Source organism: Paenibacillus woosongensis (genome assembly GCF_009725165.1).
Taxonomy (GTDB): domain Bacteria; phylum Bacillota; class Bacilli; order Paenibacillales; family Paenibacillaceae; genus Fontibacillus; species Fontibacillus woosongensis.
The window spans coordinates 63,410-81,119 of sequence record NZ_WNZW01000006.1 but is presented as its reverse complement, the minus strand read 5'-3'; the positions used below and the strand labels follow the sequence as shown (position 1 = coordinate 81,119).

The 17,710-nt window shown below is 49.1% G+C and carries 15 protein-coding genes, 1 tRNA gene and 1 riboswitch; of the genes, 10 read left to right on the top strand and 6 right to left on the bottom strand.

The features are described from left to right. Positions 1–15: 15 nt before the first annotated feature. The 4 genes from GNP95_RS15675 to GNP95_RS15660 all read left to right on the top strand — a co-directional run bounded on the left by GNP95_RS15675 (position 16) and on the right by GNP95_RS15660 (position 3,984). Positions 16–1,155, top strand: coding sequence for a hypothetical protein (locus tag GNP95_RS15675; RefSeq protein ID WP_155611812.1), 1,140 nt, complete (start codon positions 16–18; stop codon positions 1,153–1,155). Between the two features lie 444 nt (positions 1,156–1,599). Further along, positions 1,600–2,451 (top strand): hypothetical protein, encoded by an 852-nt coding sequence (locus GNP95_RS15670; RefSeq protein WP_155611811.1) that lies wholly within the window; start codon positions 1,600–1,602, stop codon positions 2,449–2,451. 63 nt (positions 2,452–2,514) lie between these two features. Beyond that, positions 2,515–3,432 carry a hypothetical protein gene (locus GNP95_RS15665; RefSeq protein ID WP_155611810.1) on the top strand — a complete coding sequence of 306 codons (918 nt, stop codon included), beginning with the start codon at positions 2,515–2,517 and terminating at the stop codon, positions 3,430–3,432. Positions 3,433–3,678: 246 nt separating this feature from the next. After that, positions 3,679–3,984, top strand: a complete 306-nt coding sequence (locus GNP95_RS15660; RefSeq protein WP_155611809.1) for a tyrosine-type recombinase/integrase — start codon at positions 3,679–3,681, stop codon at positions 3,982–3,984. 93 nt (positions 3,985–4,077) lie between these two features. Here GNP95_RS15660 and GNP95_RS15655 read toward each other — a convergent pair. The 6 genes from GNP95_RS15655 to GNP95_RS15630 form a co-directional block, all read right to left on the bottom strand. Next, positions 4,078–4,150 (bottom strand) — tRNA-Thr (locus GNP95_RS15655). A gap of 76 nt (positions 4,151–4,226) precedes the next feature. Then, on the bottom strand, positions 4,227–4,529 hold the full coding sequence (locus GNP95_RS15650; RefSeq protein WP_155611808.1) for an MTH1187 family thiamine-binding protein: 303 nt from the start codon (positions 4,527–4,529) through the stop codon (positions 4,227–4,229). 213 nt (positions 4,530–4,742) lie between these two features. Then, entirely contained in the window at positions 4,743–5,543 is an 801-nt protein-coding gene (locus tag GNP95_RS15645; protein WP_155611807.1) for a PHP domain-containing protein, read from the bottom strand. A gap of 45 nt (positions 5,544–5,588) precedes the next feature. Next, a complete protein-coding gene (locus GNP95_RS15640) occupies positions 5,589–6,413 on the bottom strand; it encodes an energy-coupling factor transporter transmembrane component T family protein (RefSeq protein ID WP_155611806.1) in 825 nt (274 codons plus the stop codon). Continuing rightward, positions 6,397–8,316 (bottom strand): ABC transporter ATP-binding protein, encoded by a 1,920-nt coding sequence (locus GNP95_RS15635; RefSeq protein WP_155611805.1) that lies wholly within the window; start codon positions 8,314–8,316, stop codon positions 6,397–6,399. Before GNP95_RS15635 ends, GNP95_RS15640 begins: the two co-directional genes overlap by 17 nt. Before the next feature lie 19 nt (positions 8,317–8,335). Continuing rightward, a complete protein-coding gene (locus tag GNP95_RS15630; protein WP_330163466.1) occupies positions 8,336–9,208 on the bottom strand; it encodes a cell division protein FtsQ in 873 nt (290 codons plus the stop codon). 210 nt (positions 9,209–9,418) lie between these two features. Here GNP95_RS15630 and GNP95_RS15625 point away from each other — a divergent pair, with 210 nt between their 5' ends. The 6 genes from GNP95_RS15625 to GNP95_RS15600 all read left to right on the top strand — a co-directional run bounded on the left by GNP95_RS15625 (position 9,419) and on the right by GNP95_RS15600 (position 17,588). Further along, entirely contained in the window at positions 9,419–10,249 is an 831-nt protein-coding gene (locus GNP95_RS15625; RefSeq protein WP_155611804.1) for a MurR/RpiR family transcriptional regulator, read from the top strand. 139 nt (positions 10,250–10,388) lie between these two features. Continuing rightward, positions 10,389–10,624: riboswitch (cobalamin riboswitch) on the top strand. Between the two features lie 191 nt (positions 10,625–10,815). After that, positions 10,816–12,792, top strand: a complete 1,977-nt coding sequence (locus GNP95_RS15620) for an anaerobic ribonucleoside triphosphate reductase (RefSeq protein ID WP_155611803.1) — start codon at positions 10,816–10,818, stop codon at positions 12,790–12,792. Continuing rightward, the gene (gene nrdG, locus GNP95_RS15615) at positions 12,789–13,307 is read left to right on the top strand and encodes an anaerobic ribonucleoside-triphosphate reductase activating protein (protein WP_155611802.1); all 519 of its coding nucleotides are present in this window, start codon (positions 12,789–12,791) and stop codon (positions 13,305–13,307) included. The genes GNP95_RS15620 and nrdG overlap by 4 nt, the downstream gene beginning before the upstream one ends. Positions 13,308–13,560: 253 nt before the next feature. After that, positions 13,561–15,894 (top strand): ribonucleoside-diphosphate reductase subunit alpha, encoded by a 2,334-nt coding sequence (locus GNP95_RS15610; protein WP_155611801.1) that lies wholly within the window; start codon positions 13,561–13,563, stop codon positions 15,892–15,894. A gap of 150 nt (positions 15,895–16,044) precedes the next feature. Next, entirely contained in the window at positions 16,045–16,320 is a 276-nt protein-coding gene (locus tag GNP95_RS15605) for a hypothetical protein (RefSeq protein ID WP_196427203.1), read from the top strand. A gap of 236 nt (positions 16,321–16,556) precedes the next feature. Continuing rightward, a complete protein-coding gene (locus GNP95_RS15600) occupies positions 16,557–17,588 on the top strand; it encodes a ribonucleotide-diphosphate reductase subunit beta (protein WP_155611799.1) in 1,032 nt (343 codons plus the stop codon). Positions 17,589–17,710: the final 122 nt, after the last annotated feature.

Sequence of the window (17,710 nt, the reverse complement as noted above, 5' to 3'; positions counted from 1 at the left end):
TGTGAGGTTGTGTACATGAGTTTTGATATTATAGATGATTACCTTAGAAGGACGAAGAAACGTAATTCGAAACTTATTGGAGGAATTTTCCCATCTATATTATTAGTATTCATTACGTTTGGGGTAATCTTCTTATTGTTTATATTTACTCCTAGAGATGCTTGGTTTACGTATAAAACTAATACTAACAATATTGTTTTGAAAGATACTATGTTTGGACTTCACTTAAAGGCAACTACAGATAGCTTGTATATTACTCAGGGAGAAATGACAAATACTACCCCCCTTTCTGTAAAGGTAAATGGTGAGATCCAAACCATAGCTCCATATGAACTACGAATTGTTTATGATTACACAACTAGTAGAGATAGTTTTGATGATATTAATATAACAATTCCAAATCTTTTATTAGACAATAATGTATTGATCGAGTCTAATGGTTTAAATGAACTTGACACATTAGGGATACATAATAATTATGATAATTCTGAATATCTCAGTGGGTTTCAAGTAAACGTTGGTCAAGGTAAGTCCATTGATTGGTCGGATAAAAGTGAGACTGTACCCATAAGGAGCAAAACTGTTTGGAGTTTATCAACCGAATCGGATGTAACGCTCTTGTTTAAATATCATGTTCAGGTATACCTTAAAAATGTGGAGACACCCATCAATCAGCAAATACAATTAATATCTGTTAATGATGATTCACAAAAAGGGAAACCATCTATCATGCTGGAATTTTTAACAGAACATCCTTTTTCGTTCAAAATACAAACTGAGAAGAACCAAACATTGAGTTACAATGGTTATTCAAAAGAGATTGATATCGTTGGAGAAGAGAATGCAGTTCTAACTGTATTTAAGACTGGTGAACCTCAAAAGTATGAAATACCTAATGCTGCAGTCTCAGTCGGAGCCAAGAATTATCCAAAAAATCAACTTAACTCTAATTTATCTGTAGATAAAAATTCAAAAATAGGGGGCATATTTTCGGCAAGTGGAACAGTAAATAAACTTACTGTAAATAACGAATCATTTTTTCAAAATATATCTCAATGGGTTCAGAACAACATATCAACAATAATCACTACCATTCTTACTGCTATCATAACCGCTCTATTCGCTTATTTAACAACAATCCAGCGAAAGAATTGACCGATACATAAAATCAAAATGGAGATTCGGTTGTAACAGAGGTGTCATTAAAATAGATAAAGTGTGTCAGGGCAGATTGTAGGCGTACATGATAGGGTCATTCCAACTAAGAAATATCTTATTCGACTTTAAAATATAAAAGATCAAAAAGCCAAGACGAAGTGAACAATTAAAAGATTTCTTGATTAATGATTAATGATTAAGTTAATCTGGTAAAATAAGCGGTATAGGTGATGCCCCTATGCTTCTAATGTAAAGCGGATTGGAATTCGTACACAGCAATAGTTAGCAAGAATTGAATTCTCCTCAGTAGACAATCGTATATGGAGCCATTCAGTCTTAGGATTGTCAGATGAAGGACAATCTCTTCTTTTTTCTTGGAGAACAAACTAATCCCAAAAACAATACTTTACTCGAATAAAGGTCAGAAGAATGTTAGAAGTTATGAACATCCTAAAAAAATCCAGATTATTTATCGTTTTTTTAGCCTTTGCCTTAGTGTTTACTTCCATTAATATGATTGCTTTCGCTGAACCGAGTAAACAGGTTGTTTCAGTAAATGAGAAACGAGTTTTGAATTTATCTGTTGCTGATATTACAACAAACGAGACATACAGTACATCATTACTACTTCTACCAGGTGCTGAGTGGGATGAGTCAGTTTTAAATCAGTTGAACAATAATTACGTTCTTACTAATTATGAGTTAAGAGCACTAAACCCTAATGAAACAGCACCTCCACTAGTTGTCGGTAGTAATGGAATTATAAGATTATTTGCTATTGAGACCATTTTTGATATTGGTTGCTTCACTATGTCACTAGCGGAGTTTGCGATTGAACCTACATTTTGGAATGGGTTCTGGGTGGTAGCAGATGGGCTTTCCATGGCATTCCCAGGCATTCCCGCACTTAGTGGTGTGAAACGTATGATCAAGGCTAGTTCGGTTCTGACTGATGCCACCAAAATAGGGATTAAACCGTATAAGGAGTTGCAGAAAATTACAATCCCAACCGGATGGCAAAGGCATCATATTTTTGAACAAAGATTTGCTTCGAGACTAGGAACTACGTCAGGTGATATGTTGGCAATTCCAATACCCGCCAATTCAACTTACCATCAAGCTATAACAAATAAGATGAGATCAAAAATTCCATATGCTACAGACCTTAATACGCTCACTAAAAATGAGATTCTTGATGCACATATTGAAGCTTATAAAGAACTTTGGGACAGTACAAATGATGAAGTTTGGGAATTCCTTTATAAATTTGCACAAAACAAACAATATAAGTGATAATCTATATAGGGGGCAGCATATGCTCGCCCCTTTTTCTCAATAAAATTAGGAGGATAAGAAATGGAAGTAATCAATAGAATAAGTTTCTTTATTGATTATTCGTACTCTAAACAAATTGAAAGTTTTTTCAATGAATTTGGCATTACGGTTATCTCACCTGAAAAAGGGAGTCGTACAACTGATATAAGGTATTTAGTTCCGATTACCTTCAAACCTACTGAAGATATGACCGATAAGATTAGAATTATATACAATAAATTGATCAATTTTTTTCCGATTACTGGGATCGGGGAAGCGATTTTCTTCAACTGCGATAACGATGATTATAATAAAGCACCGTTTTTTGCTGTAAACTCAACTGGAAATTCAGCTAGTGCTAATTTATTGGATACCAAAACCCCTATGATAAAGGAGACCTTTTGTAATGCCTGTGGGCTTAAATTAAAATCCTTAGAATCAAATCTGGTAATTGATACCTCAAAGTTAAGAAAAAAATATATGATCAACGTTGACAGTATGTTTTGGGTTATTTCTGAAGAAATGGCGAGACTTATGTCAGAGTGGAAAATTACAGGATATCAGTTGAAAGAGGTTATTCATCATGGAAAAGCAGAAAATTATGTACCTGCCTATCAACTTATTATTAATAATAATATGCCACCGCTAAGTCAAAAATCTAAAAACTACCATTTTGTGTCAGAACCTGAAGAAAAATGTGATGTCTGTGGTATTAAAGGAAAAGTGAATTATCCTTATCTTTATGAAACGTCAGATATTAAAACTTGTACAAATGATCTGTATTTATTAAATGAATTGGTTAGTAATGGAAGCTACGTCTACCGCCCACTACTTATAAGTCAAAGATTCAGAAAATTACTTATTGAACAAGGAATAACTAGGGATGTAAGGAGTATATTTGACAGTAACTATGGATCTAAAGATTGGTATATGACTCCAGTATTTCTAGATCATTATTAAAATTAGGTTTAACTGATAATTCACTGACTTCTATTTAGTCTCTATTCTTTATAAAGTACACTTTTTTCCAACATCAGTCCTCTAGTGTAAATAACAAAAAAGCCCACCGACCAGTGCAGGTTAGCGGGTTTTTTTTGTACTTTTAAACAATAGGATTTACAATGTCTCTAAAGTAGGCATGGCCTATGTGCGGACGTTTTACGATCACCGTTCCTTACTCGGAATTGTTAATACGCTATTATATCGATGAAGAAACGAACATTAACTACGAGACGTCATATAACCCGTATCCTTAACAAAATAGTTAAGGAACACCCAGATTTTCCAAAAATACGTTTCCAGGATCTAAGGCATACTCATGCAACATTACTCTTAAAAGGGGGTATCCACCCAAAAATTGTTCAAGAAAGATTGAGCCATTCGTCAATAACGGTAACGATTGATACTTATTCACACGTACTTCCAAACCTCCAAGAGACAGTATTAAAAAACTACGGTTCATCTATTCTTGGGAACCAAAATACTACCGAAAACAGCCCCTTAGTCGACTAAAGGGTAGAACAATGGTAGACAAACATGATTTTCCACAAAAACAGCGCGGCCCCGAAATCCTCGGAAGCCGCGCTGTGCTTGACTTTAGCAAGATGCTGGTGAAGGGACTCGAACCCCCGACCTACGCATTACGAATGCGTTGCTCTACCAACTGAGCTACACCAGCACATTCACTAATGAAGTGGAAACAAAAAATATTATAACTCGATCTGAAAATTTTGCAAGCCCTCAATATCAGGAATTTATTGCAGCTTCGCCTGCACCGAACGCAGCTTCTGCTCAGAGGAGCTCTCTTTGTCGCGCCGGTCATCGATCTTGATCGAGGTGGACACCCGCTGAGCACCCGATTGGAACGGCGACTCATGAATCGCGCGAATCGCAGCGAACACGCTGTCCAATGGCCCTTCAATAATTGTGCTCATTGAGGTCAGCGTATATTGGATGCCTTCCTGTTTCTCTAATACCCGCTGCAGCTCAGCTACGTACGGGCTTAAGCTGGTCGACCCCGTCCCGATAGGAATTACCGTTACCTCTGCAATCGCCATGCTTCTCCCTCCTTCTTAGAGTAATGTCCATGCTTCTTAATCCGCATTCCACTGCCTCTTATTGTAACAATTTCCACCCCTTCTTTTCAAATAAGCCGGCACGCCCCCATACCCAGTACCTTAACATGATCAGCATGGAGAAATGAAGTACAGGCCTCTCCCGCACCCGGAAGAGGCCCTGCACCTTGCCTATAGTGATCTGCGCTCGCTTACTTACGCCATTTCCCCGAGCTCCCGCAAATCGCCACTGCTCTCTTCGGAAACAGCCAGCTCCTTCTTCAACAGCGCCTTGATCACATTCGCTGACTTCACCTTCGCATGCAGGCATGGCGAAACTTCAATCTGATACGCCCCCTGCCGGATCAGGCCGCGCAGTTCCTCTGCCGTCCCTGCTTCCTCGTCAAAGCTATTAACAATACTGCCGTATTGCATATATTGATGCGTATCACTGCCCCCGACAACAGGACGCCCTAGACGCTGTGCAAATTCATCGAGTTGAGCGCGATAAGCCTCCAATCCTTGGGCATAAATATCCTTGCCGTTCAGATCAAAAGCGTCCAGACGCCGCAGCAGTTCAACCGGCAAATGATGCAGCGGCGTGCTGAGCCGGAAAGGATGCGCGCCGATGCGTAAAAAGCCCTGTCCCTCACTCCAATCCAGCAGCGACTGGAAGTTGATGAACCGCCCTTTCTCGGTATAAGGTTCCAGGCGCTGCCTCAAAGCCAGTATCCGCTCCCGGTCGCCAATAATCAGAATATGCCCGGTCTCCTGAATATCCACTTCGATGCCGGGAAACACCTTCATCCCCTCGGCCAGGTAGTAGCCTTGCTCATAGGGATAATGCCGGTCCAGCACTTCATAAATCTCCTCATACCGCCAGGTGTTGAAATGCTCTGTCATGGCGACGGCATCCAGCCCGTTCTTTCCCGCCTCTGCCATCATTTCCTTGAAATAAGCGTGGCTGAAGACTGTTTTTTTGGCAAGCTTGACATGGGTATGCAAATCTATTCTCATCAGATTCTCCTTCGTATTTGATAATAAACTATCCGCATAATTCATTTATATGGAGATTTGAGCTGCAAGAACATGAAGCAGTACGACGTACAATCCCGAGCCAAGCAGGAACACGGCGTCACGGGCGGTAAATTTCATGTATGACAGCTTGATTCTTTTGGCCTCCGGGGAATTGTAGGCGTACGAGAAGCCCTTGGCCTCCAGCGCTTCCACCGTAGTGCGCGTGCGTTTGGCAATGCTCAGAATTAATGGGTAAAAAGACAGCACCGCTATTTTCAAAAAATAAACGATGCTCCTCCAGTACAGCAGCCCATGCCTCCCCGGTGCCACGCCCCGCAGCCGGAACGACAGAAAAATATGGTGGTACTCCTCCACGAGGCTAGGAAGTGTCCGATAGCCGTAGGCGATGCCAAACGACACCTGCTTGGGGACGCCGATGCGGAGCAGCCCGTCGCTCAGCTTCTCGGGGTCCAGGGAGCAAAACACGGTAATGCTGGCCATCGAAATGACCGATAGCTTCATCGTCAGCTTCAGCAGGGGCAGAATCGTCTCTCCACCCCCGCCGAACAGCCAGGACACAATGAACAGATACCCCGCCTGGCTCAGTAAGCCGAGACAAAGGATGATTATGATCAGCGGACTCACCCGTGACATCATCGTCGTAACCGCCAGGAGCAGGAACATGCCGAGCAGCAGCACCTCGTTATGAATGAACCAGGGAGCGATGCCGAAATACAAATACCAGAGGAACAGCGTCCGCGGATCCAGTCTGGCCAAAAACGTATTGCCGTTGCCGTAGGCCGTGTTGAGCAGCTCGATTTTGACCCCTTCCACCGATACGCGGTCCATTAGCTTACGAACATACTCCATGCCTCGCCGCCCCCTTTCTCGATTCGTTCCAGCGCTGCGTGAATTCGTCCACCGTATAGCTGAGCGGCGCCATCCCCAGCCTGCGGCTAAGCTCTAAAATCTGCGGCGCCCGAAGACCAGCCTGCTCTAGCAAATCGGCATCGCCGAACACCGATTCCCGCGTTCCGTCCCGGATAATATCGCCCTGATGCATCACGATAATCCGGTTGGCCCATTCCGCTACCAGCTGCATATCATGCGTTGCCACAATGACGGTCTCCACATGACGGTTCAATTGCAGCAGCAGGCGTGTGATGTCTTTGCGGGTTGCGATATCCAGGTTCGCGGTCGGCTCGTCCAGCAAAATCACCGACGGATTCATCGCGACTCCGATTGCCAGCGAAGCGCGCCGCTGCTGACCGCCGCTGAGCAGACGGCCGTCCCGGTGCTGCAGCTCGGTCAGCCCGAAGCTCTCGAGTATGGCGTCTACCTTCTCCTTATATCCCTCCACCCGGCGAGCCTTGAGAAAGAATTCAACATCCTTGCGGATCGAATCCTCAATGAACATCTCCTCCGGATTTTGATAAATGTAGGTCACTGTATTGGCAAGCTGCTCGGGCGTCGTTGCAGCCGTATTCATTCCTTTGACATCGATCCGGCCGCTTTCAGGCTTCGTTACCCCGGTGATCAGCCGCATGAAAGAGGATTTCCCTGCCCCATTGTTGCCAACGAGGGCCACCAGATCCCCTGTTCTGAACGTTACACTGACATCCCGAAGCACCATCTTCCGCTCCCGGCTCACCGTCCGGTAGGAGAAGCGGACATGCTTGGCTTCAATGATTGGGTCTGCGTCCGTGTTAACGCCCATATTAACGCCAGTGTTAGCTTCAGTGTTAGCTTCAGTAACATCAACATCAACATCAGCACCTTCAAAAGGGAGCCCGACCAGTCCACCGCATTCCCCCTGCAGCTCCAGCTGCTGCTGCCGCTGAAAGTAAGCCGCCGCCTCGTCAAGCGTAATCGGGTACGGTGCGAGATGCGGCAAGCCAAGGCCGAGCTGGCCAAGGTTAGGCCTACTACCATCTATCCCGGTAGAATCCTGTTCTCGGGTTTTAGCGATCTGGGCGGCGGCCTGGGTGACCTGAGGCGGATAAATGTGGCTGGACCGCAGCTGCTCCAGCTCTAGAAGCGCCTCCTCTACCGGCTTCGACCATACGGCCCGGCCTTGATCCATCAGCACGACCTGCCGGCAATACTCCGCAATAAACTCCGTATGATGCTCGATAACGATAATCGTCTTGCCATACTGCTCATTCAGGCGGCTCAACAAATCATAGATCTCTCTGGCATGGCAAGGATCAAGCTGGGCGACGGGCTCATCAATAATCAGGATATCCGGATCCAGCGAGATTGCCCCGGCAAGCGCCAGCTGATGCTTCTGCCCCCCGCTAAGCTGCCAGATGAATTCCTTCGGGTCTACCGTCAGATCCACCAAGCGCAATGCCCGCAGCCCGCGTTCCAGGTAATCCTCGAACCCGTAATTCAGCGGAGCAAAGCTGGCGTCGTCCAGCACTGTTGGACGGATAAGCTGATTCTCGAAGTCCTGGTAGACGTACCCGACATGGCGCGACAAACGGGCAACATCATGCTCCAAGGTCTGCAGCCCGTTCACTTGAACGCTTCCTTCAAAATCCCCGACATAATAATGGGGTATTAGTCCATTCAGTGTTTTGCACAGCGTTGATTTCCCGCTCCCATTTCCACCGATAACGGCGACGAAATCACCGCGCTTAATCTGCAAGGACACTCCGTTTAGCACCGGAGCCTCCGCGCCCGGGTATGTAAAAGTCACGTTGTCGATCGATACGATCCAATCGGGCTCCGCTCTCTCCGCCTCCCGCAATAGAGTCCTGTCTTGATACATGCTTCAACCTCCACTCTGATTAGATCCCGGTGCCTGCCGTACCCGAACGTTTTCCTCTGCGAACCAGCAGCCAGATCGTAAGGCATGCCACCGCGGCGGCAGCGCCGATGCTGACCCAGATGAACCAGCCGCCAATGCTCTCCAGGAAGTCGGCATCCCATTCAACGAGTGCCATATCCGATTCCGCCAGGAACTCCGCAGCAGCCGCCAGAACAGCCAGTATTACGGATACAACGATCAATCTGGGAGCCATAATTTCAGCGAATGAATATTTCATCTTATTATTTCTAGGCTTCATGCCAAGGAGCGGTTCGATTTTCCCATACAAGCGTGGCACAAGATACAGTGTCGGCAGCAGCGCAAACAGAATTCCTGAGAACAGCACATCGTTCAAAAAAGCCACTCCTTCAACCACTACCACGCTCTCCGCCAAGCCCGGCACCGCCTCGAACTCCTCCACACCGATCCATACCTTGCCAATATCGACCGCGCAGCTGATAAATTGGTGGATGATGACTCCCATCATGGCTGCGACGCCAACCTGCCTGCGGTTCTGAGGATCGTTCACCAGCGTCCCGGCGATGAACATCGCCAGGGAGAAGCCGATGAACTTCTCCAGCTCGCCAAGCCCGCCGAATTGCCCCAGCATAATCTCCCCGAAGATGACTTCGCCCAGTGCTGCCCCGACGGCTGCGTAGAACGGATGAAACAAAATGCACAGCGTCAGCGGAATAAAAGCGAAATACTCGACGGACAGCTCGATCGGCCCCAGCCGAACCGACGGAATCAGCTCGGTGATCATATTCGATAGACCGTACAGCGACATGGCTAGAATAAATACCATCATTTTCTGGGACTGGGTTAATACATACCTTTGCCTTAATTGAGCCACTTACTTCCCCTCCTGGTTTCAGATAGCTCCACTATAGAAGGGATTTATTAATGCTGCTTCTATATCTTGTAAATCATATGTAAAAATTATTTCATTACTTTATTTCATGTAAAAAAATATATCATTCCAGGCTAGATTCTCATTACCGCCCCCCTGCGGATATGTTAATCTAAAGCTATCAATTCATTCGAAGGAAGAGAGGCCATTCTCATGAACTTGGACTGGAATTTAGAAAACTTATCCCCGGGTCAATATAAAATTGCCGACTATATCCAGAAGAACATGCAAACTGTCCTCTTTCTGACCGAACAGGAAATCGCGGATAACTTGGGACTCAGCATCGCCTCCGTATCGAGGTTTTGGCGTTCTGTCGGATTTAAAAATATCAAAGATTTCAAAAACCAGCTCCGCGAGCATCTGGAGGTTACCCCTGCCGCCAAGATGAAGAACATCATGGATAGAGCCAACGCGGCATCCTTTCCCGGACAATTTCTTGCCTCCAGCATCGAACATCTGGAGAGCACGCTGCAGCATTATTCACAGGAAGCATTTGACGCCGCTGTGGATGCGCTTGTCACGGCGCGCAGAGTATATTTGTACGCTCCGGGTCCCTCGTCCGGCCTCGCCCAGCTGATGCATTACCGCCTCAGCCGCTTCGGCCTGTCCATCCATCGCCTTGATCGCGGAGGCAGCGAGCTGTTCGAGGATCTGCTTCATATTACAGGCGAAGACGTCGTTGTTCTCTTCGGTTTCGTCAGGCTGCTGCCGGAAGCCAAGGTGATCACGGATCATGCCAAGCAATGCGGCTACCGCACGATACTGATTACCGATCGCCTTGTCTCCGACTTCTCGGGCCAAAGCGACGTAACCCTGTATGCCAGCCGGGGCGAGATTTGGGAATTCCATTCGATGATCGCCCCGACCTTCCTGATAGAGAACCTGATCGTTGCCGCCGGGATGAGAAATCAGGAGCAGCATCTGCGCAAATTAGAGCAGCTGAACCAGCTGCGCAAAAAATACGACCATGAACTACCGCGATAAATGTTCACAATTTTTCTGCATCTCCCACTCGCCGCATCAGGGTTGCTTTCACCTGTTTTTTCATGATTTTTCATCCTTCAGCTAATGAAGATGACTGTTTACAAACACTACATATTGGGGTAATGTAAGTTGCAGACAACCAAATATAGTGGAATCGGGTGATCCAGCCCTCTATTTCTCGGCTGGGGCTTAAAAGGGAAGTGCGGTGCAATTCCGCTGCGGTCCCGCCACTGTGACCGGGTGCATGCAAGAGCTTACCAAGGCTCCTTGCAGCGCTTCACTGATAGAAATGCCACTGCAGATATTACCATCAGCGGGAAGGCGTCAGTGAAGAAGTCCGGAAGCCAGGAGACCTGCCCGTTTCTGTATTTGACACCAGATACCAGATGAACCTGCGAGGAACAGGTAGGTGTCCGCTTGCAGCTTACATACGCATTCATCCTGCATTTCATAGGATGATCCAGGCATTTCTTCAAACGCGCATTCGGGCATTTCCAACCTTGCATGATCGGAAATGCCTTTTTATATGATTGTAATGTGTAGTTTATCGGGAGGGAAACTTTGTTATGGCGATAATGCACCCGGTTTATACAAGCCGCCAAGACATGCTGGATGAAGTGATTACATTAGGAGAAGAGATCGTTGCAAGCAGCAATCTTGAGGTGCTGCGGGAGAACGCCAACTTGAACGGCGAAAGCTTCTCTGGCAAAATGAGCAAATTCGGCAGCGAGTACGCGAAATGGTATGCGAACCATTTTGTCATGCCAAAGCCGCTCGTTCAGGCCATTCAAGACAATATCGTCTATGTGCACGATCTGGATCAATACGCGATCGGAACGACGAACTGCATCTTCATTCCGTTCGACAAGCTGCTGCGCGAAGGGTTCAACACCGGCAACGGCAGCGTAAGGCCTCCGAATTCGATCATGACGGCGATGGCGCTTGTAGCGATCATTTTCCAGTCCCAGCAAAATGCTCAATACGGCGGAGTATCCGCCAATAAGCTGGACCACGACCTGGCGCCTTATGTAACCAAATCCTTCGTCAAATATTTCCGCAAAGGATTGGACTACTTCGAAGAAGGAGACAGCGCAGCGGACTACGGTTTGATCACCATGGCCCGCTCTGATCTGCAGGCGCAGTATCCAAGGGCCTTCAAATATGCGGTTAAAGAGACCGAAAGCGAAACACTGCAGGCCGCCGAGAGCCTCATCCACAATCTCAATACGATGTCGAGCCGGGCGGGCGGACAAATTCCTTTTACGAGCATCAACTACGGCACATGCACGTCGATAGAAGGGCAGCTCGTAATCAGTTCACTGCTGGCCGCAACGATGCGCGGACTTGGCAGCGGCGAGACGCCGATTTTTCCGATTCAGATTTTTAAATGCAAGCAGGGCGTGAACCAGCAGCCGGGCGAACCCAATTACGAACTGTTCCTGAAAGCAGCGGAATGCTCGGCCAAACGGCTGTATCCGAATTTCGCCAACCTGGATGCCCCGCTCAATCTGATGTACTATGATCCGGCGAACCCGGATACCGAATTTGCCACGATGGGCTGCCGCACGCGGGTGCTGAGCGACCGCTTCGGCCGCAACCACCTTTCCGGCAAAGGAAACTTGTCCTTCAACACCCTGAACCTGGTCAAGCTGGGCCTGGAGCACGGCATAGCGTTAGGACTGCGGCAGACCGCAGATGAACAAGGCTTCTACCGGGAACTGGAGCATTATATGGATATCGCGCTGGACGGACTGCTGCACCGCTTCCGGATTCAATCGTCCCAGAAAGCCAAGGCTTCCGACTTCATGATGCGCGAAGGTGTCTGGGAGGGCGGCGAGCAACTGAACCCCGAGGATACGGTGGGAGAGCTGCTCAAGCACGGCAGCCTGTCGATCGGCTTCATCGGGCTCGCAGAATGCATGAAAGCCATGTATGGTAAACATCACGGCGAAGATGCCGATGTATATAAGAAGGCCTATACTTTGATCGCCTTCATGCGCGATTATTGCGACCGTCAGAGCGAAAGACACAACCTGAACATTACCCTGTTCGCCACTCCGGCGGAAGGGCTGTCGGGGAAATTCACCAAGCGGGACCGGGCTGACTACGGGGAAATTCCTGGCGTCGTTGACCGGGAGTATTATACGAACTCTTTTCACATACCGGTATACTACAACATTAGCGCAGCTAAAAAAATCGAGCTGGAAGCACCGTTCCACGGACTGTGCAATGCGGGAGCCATCTCCTACATTGAGCTGAACGGCAGCGCCCGCAGCAATCCGGCTGCATTCCTGCGCATCATTCAGTACGCGCTGTCGCAGCAGGTGAGCTATTTCAGCATCAACCATCCGATCGACCGCTGCTCGGGCTGCGGCTACGAAGGAATCATTGGCGCATCCTGCCCATCCTGCAACGCTAGCGAGCAGGACGTCCATATCCGCCGGCTGCGCCGCGTAACCGGATATTTAACCGGGGATTTCCAGACCCGCTTCAACGCTGCCAAACAGGCCGAGGTTCGTGATCGCCTCAAGCATTCGACATGAATATTTGCGGCTATTACCCGGAATCTATTAATGAAGGCGAAGGACTGCGGGCAGCGCTCTTTATTAGCGGCTGTCGCCACTATTGCAAAGGCTGCTTCAGTCCGGCCACCTGGAATTTCCTTTACGGCGAACCGTTTACTCCCGAACGGGAACAGGAAATCATTCGGGACATCGTCGGCAACCCGCTGCTTAGCGGAGTGTCGATTCTTGGCGGAGACCCCTTTTTCTCGGCAGCAGAGGTCAGCGCATTCCTCGATCGTCTGCGCGAGGCGGCAGGCGCTATATCCGCCTGGATTTACAGCGGTTATACGTTTGAGGAATTAACCAAAGACGCAAAGTCCCCAGAATACGGACTTTTAAGCCGCTGCCAAGTGTTAGTAGACGGACGCTACGTTGATGAGCTGCGGGATCCCTCCCTGCTCTATCGCGGCAGCTCCAATCAGAGGCTGATTGACATTCCGGCAAGCCTGTCCCAGCGCGGCATTGTCGAATGGCGTCCAACTTTCTCTTTCTAGCTGACTGCCTTTCTAGTATAATTATGATTTGTGTTCACTTTATTGACGTCACCGGCGCCAAGTCATAATGTGGTTGTTCAAAGCTCTTCTAGGGATCGCATGAGTATAGCTGCAGATCTTTGGAGACCGCATATGCAGCGCCTCTTTTTTTGACGAATACTTGCAATTTAAGAATTAAAGATTTGAGCATCCAAGATTCGACAATGAATTGGAAGATAGAATAACCCATTTCAAGAAAGCGAGGAATTTTCATATGCCTTCACTCGTAACGAAACCCAACAACCGCCAGCTTGCGTTCGACAATGACCGTCTCGGCATTTACGCCGACCGTATTCTGGAGGGATTACATACACTGAGCAAGGAGCGCCTGCTGCGTGGCGTTACCGCTAAGCTGAGACATGACGTTGTTACCGGCGAGGAAATCAGCAGCGCCTTTACGATGTCCGCCCTAGAGCTCGTTACCAAGGACGAGCCGGACTGGAAGTTTGCCGCAGCCCGCGCCCTGCTCACAACCTTATACAAAAAAGCAGCGGTCAACCGCCGTTACAAAGCGTATCCGGAAGAGCCCTACGGTTCGTTCTACCATCTCATTACCGAGCTGGTCAAAGCGGGCATCTACCGCCAAGAATTGCTCGATTGCTATACGAAAGAGCAAATCGATGAGCTGGGCGAGCTGATCGACCCGACCCGCGACCTGTTGTTCGATTATATCGGCCTGCTGACGCTCGCTGAGCGCTACCTGGCGACGGATTTTGACGGACGCACGATGGAACTGCCTCAGGAACGCTACATGGTCATCGCGATGTACCTGATGCACCAAGAGCCAGCGGACAAGCGTCTGGACTATGTAAAAGAAGCTTACTGGGCGATGAGCAACATCTATATGACCGCCGCTACGCCGACGATGTCCAATGCCGGTAAAAAAGTCGCCGGACAGCTGTCCAGTTGCTTCATCGATACGGTGGACGACTCGCTGGAAGGCATTTTCGATTCTAATACGGACGTGGCCCGCCTCAGCAAAATGGGCGGCGGCATCGGCGTCTATCTCGGCAAGGTTCGCGCCCGCGGCTCGGACATTCGCGGCCACAAGAACACCAGCTCCGGCGTAATCCCGTGGATTCGCCAGCTGAACAACACCGCCGTCAGCGTCGACCAGCTCGGCACACGCAAAGGAGCCATCGCGGTATACCTGGACGTGTTCCACAAGGACATCCTTGCTTTCCTTGACCTGAAGCTGAATAACGGCGATGAGCGGATGCGCGCGCATGACGTGTTCCACGGCGTCTGCCTCCCTGACCTTTTCATGGAAGCCGTCGAGGCTCGCGGCGAATGGAACCTGTTCTGCCCGCACGAAGTGAAGAAAACGATGGGCTGGAAAGACGAGAACGGCCGTCCGCTAGGCCTGGAGGATTTCTACGACAAGGAGGTCGGCAGCGGCGAGTTCCGTGAGAAATACGAGGAAGCGGTCAATCATCCGACACTGTCGAGAATTACGATGCCAGCGATCGATATTATGAAACGGATCATGAAATCGCAGCTGGAGACGGGCACCCCGTACATGTTCTATAGAGACACCGTCAACCGCGCCAACCCGAACCGGGCGCACGGCATGATCTACTCTTCGAACCTGTGCACGGAAATTATGCAGAACCAGTCGCCAACCGTTGTAGAACAAGAGGAGCTGGTAACGAAGGACGGACAAACCCGTATCGTCGTTTCCAAAATCCCTGGCGATTTCGTCGTCTGCAACCTGAACTCGATCCACCTTGCCCGTGCCGTACCGGCTGGCGTATTAGATCGACTCGTTCCGATTCAGACGCGGATGCTCGATAACGTCATCGACATCAACAACATTGAAGTACTGCAAGCTCAATACACAAACAGCCAATACCGGGCGATCGGGCTCGGCACCTTCGGGCTGCATCATTTGCTTGCTCTGGAAGGCATCCGCTGGGAATCCGAGGAAGCCGTTAAATATAACGACGATCTCTATGAAAAAATCAACTATCTGCTGGTCAAATCCAGTATGGAGCTAGCTAAAGAGAAAGGCCGCTATCCGAAGTTCGCCGGCTCCGATTGGGAGAACGGCAACTACTTCACGTACCGGAATTACACCGACGGCACTCGTGAAGGCAAGTTCGTAACAACCGAGCAATGGCGCGAGCTGGCGGAGGAAGTCAGCCAGAACGGCGTGCGCAACGCCTGGATGTTCGCAATTGCGCCGAACGGCTCAACTTCGATCATCGCTGGTTCTACTGCGAGCATCGATCCGCTGTACGAACTGCTCTCCTACGAGGAGAAGACGACGTACAAAATCGCCAACCCGGCGCCGGATCTGTCCGAGAAGACGATCTGGTACTACAAAACGGCTTTCCTGATTGACCAGCACTGGTCGATCGATATGGCCGGAGCACGCCAGCGTCACGTCGACCAAGCGCAAAGCTTCAACCTGTACGTGCGCCCGGACATCAAGGCGACGGAGTTCCTGGATCTGCATCTGCATGCCTGGAAGGCCGGCCTGAAATCGACTTACTATGTTCGCAGCCGCGCGCTGACGATTGAAGAGTGTGAGAGCTGCGCCAGTTAAGGGATCCCAACCCACCCAAACCCTCCCTTGTCGTAAGGGAGGGCCCCCAGGGCCTGCTGCCCTCGGGACTCCCGCAAAGGGGAGTAACGTTGGAGTTGTAGAGGCGCTCCTGCTCGCTGTTCCCTTCGGGAATGCGCTTTGGGCTGGTGGGTGGAACGCTTTTCCCCCTTCGGGTACGTCTTACTTTTGGCGCACCCGGGCTGCCTGGAAACACGCTGCGGAGAACTGCTGCTGTCGAGCGCACCCGAGGTAGTTCGTGCAACTGGGCCGCTTGCCGCCCTAACGGGCCCGCTCTACGATAGCGCTCCTGCATTGGAGTGGACTGCTGCTTTCGGCGGTTCATTGTGGGGCTATGTGCTATGTGGCGCTGTCCCCTGCGGGGATTCGCTTGGGCTAGTACGGGGCATGTGGGGAGTGCTTCGATGATCTTTTGGCGATTGCTACGAAGGGATTTGGAGCGGACTGCTGCTTGGACGGTTCGTTGTGAGGCTCCATGCTGGGGGGCGCTGTCCCCTGCGGGGATTCGCTTGGGCTAGTGCAGGGCATGAAGGTAGAGCTTCGTAGATCTTTGGGCGATAGCTGCGAGGAACTTAGAGGCTCAAACTTATCGCTACTAATGTGCATTTTTAAAATAACATCAAATCTTTGAGGAGATGAGATCATTGCAACTGCAAACGATTTTTAACACGGAGGCACCGAACAAATCAACTCGCATCATTAACGGAGAGTGCTCCGGTATCCTGAACTGGAACGACATCCGCATGCCGCATATGTACAAGCTGTACAAAGTGCTGCTGCTCAACCACTGGATTGCGGACGAGATTCCAATGAGCAAGGATGCGCAGCAATTTCCGCTACTGGATCCTGAGGAGCAGCGCACGTTCAAGATCAATATTTCGCTGCTGGCGGTTCTGGATTCGATGCAGACGATGTTCGTTGGGGACGTAAAACGTTATTTCACGGATTCTTCGCTTGAGGCGATTTCCGCCATTATTGCTCAGCAAGAGGTCGTGCATAACCAATCGTACTCCTACGTGCTGTCCTCGATCGTATCGGAGCAGGAGCAGAAAGAGATTTTTGAATATTGGAAGCATGATCCCGTGCTGCTGGACCGGAACAAGTTCATCTCGGAAATTTACCAGAACTTCCGCAATGAGCAATCGCCGCAGACATTCTTTGAAGCGCTCGTAGCGGATCTCATTCTCGAAGGGATTTTCTTCTACAGTACGTTCGCCTTCTTCTACAATCTGGCGCGCGATCAGAAGATGATGGGGACGAGCCAGATGATTTCCTACATCCAGCGTGACGAGAATCAGCACTGCTACTTCTTCGCTGAAGTGTTCAAGCAGCTGCTGCTCGACTATCCGGAGCTAAATACGAAGGAAAACATCGACTACGTATACCGTACGATCGACCGGGCAGTGGAGCTGGAGACGAACTGGGCGCACTATACGCTCAAGGAAGTCCGCGGCATCGACTTGAACGAATTGTCCGATTACATCAAATACATTGCCAACAAGCGCCTGGGCCTAATGGGACTCGAGAAGGCGTACGAAGGCGTGGATGTCAACTGCATGCCATGGATCAAGCCGTTCTCGGACGAAGCGCTGAACGCGACGAAGACGGACTTCTTCGAAGCCAAATCCCGCAACTATGGCAAGGTCGGCGACGACAACGGATTCGACGATCTGTAAAACAAAGTTATAAAATAATATAGCACCCTACGAACCAACATTGGCCGCTCCCCTTACAAGGGAATTCCAATAGAGTTTCGCTGGGGTGCTTTTTGGTTGCTGCAGTCGAATTCTTCCTCCCA

Coding starts and splice junctions, on each gene's coding strand:
- GNP95_RS15640 (WP_155611806.1), bottom strand. CDS start 6,413: ATGGAGTATGTTCGTAAGCTAATGGACCGCGTATCGGTGGAAGGGGTC.
- GNP95_RS15625 (WP_155611804.1), top strand. CDS start 9,419: ATGAACTTGGACTGGAATTTAGAAAACTTATCCCCGGGTCAATATAAA.
- GNP95_RS15620 (WP_155611803.1), top strand. CDS start 10,816: ATGGCGATAATGCACCCGGTTTATACAAGCCGCCAAGACATGCTGGAT.
- GNP95_RS15645 (WP_155611807.1), bottom strand. CDS start 5,543: ATGAGAATAGATTTGCATACCCATGTCAAGCTTGCCAAAAAAACAGTC.
- GNP95_RS15670 (WP_155611811.1), top strand. CDS start 1,600: ATGAACATCCTAAAAAAATCCAGATTATTTATCGTTTTTTTAGCCTTT.
- GNP95_RS15635 (WP_155611805.1), bottom strand. CDS start 8,316: ATGTATCAAGACAGGACTCTATTGCGGGAGGCGGAGAGAGCGGAGCCC.
- GNP95_RS15665 (WP_155611810.1), top strand. CDS start 2,515: ATGGAAGTAATCAATAGAATAAGTTTCTTTATTGATTATTCGTACTCT.
- GNP95_RS15610 (WP_155611801.1), top strand. CDS start 13,561: ATGCCTTCACTCGTAACGAAACCCAACAACCGCCAGCTTGCGTTCGAC.
- GNP95_RS15650 (WP_155611808.1), bottom strand. CDS start 4,529: ATGGCGATTGCAGAGGTAACGGTAATTCCTATCGGGACGGGGTCGACC.
- nrdG (WP_155611802.1), top strand. CDS start 12,789: ATGAATATTTGCGGCTATTACCCGGAATCTATTAATGAAGGCGAAGGA.
- GNP95_RS15675 (WP_155611812.1), top strand. CDS start 16: ATGAGTTTTGATATTATAGATGATTACCTTAGAAGGACGAAGAAACGT.
- GNP95_RS15660 (WP_155611809.1), top strand. CDS start 3,679: ATGAAGAAACGAACATTAACTACGAGACGTCATATAACCCGTATCCTT.